The sequence below is a fragment of the Halomonas marinisediminis genome, from assembly GCF_004347715.1.
In the GTDB taxonomy this organism is placed as follows: Bacteria; Pseudomonadota; Gammaproteobacteria; order Pseudomonadales; family Halomonadaceae; genus Halomonas; species Halomonas icarae.
This window is the reverse complement of sequence record NZ_SLTR01000288.1, coordinates 1-293: the sequence shown is the minus strand read 5'-3', so window position 1 is coordinate 293 and position 293 is coordinate 1. Positions and strand designations below refer to the sequence as shown.

General features: G+C 64.8%; 1 protein-coding gene. It reads right to left on the bottom strand.

From position 1 onward, the window contains the following. On the bottom strand, positions 1-293 hold a 293-nt coding region (locus E0702_RS16725; protein ID WP_132045689.1), incomplete at both ends, for a LysR family transcriptional regulator.

Here is a 293-nt window from a genome sequence, read left to right as displayed (position 1 = left end):
CACGGCGCGCAGGCGGATCTTGGGGTGTTCATGCCGGATCGTCTCGGCGAGGGGCACGGATAGGACCATGGAGACCGACGACGGAAAGCCGAACACCACCCGGCCCGATGCGTCCTCGCCCGCTTGCCTCACGGCCAGTTTTGCATCCCTCACCGACCGCAACAAACCCTCGGCATGGCTCAGCAGGACTGTGCCCGCATCCGTCAGCATGACACCACGCGGCGAGCGGACGAAGAGCTGTGCGCCCAGACGCTGCTCGAGGTTCTTCAACTGAACCGAAAGCGAGGGTTGGA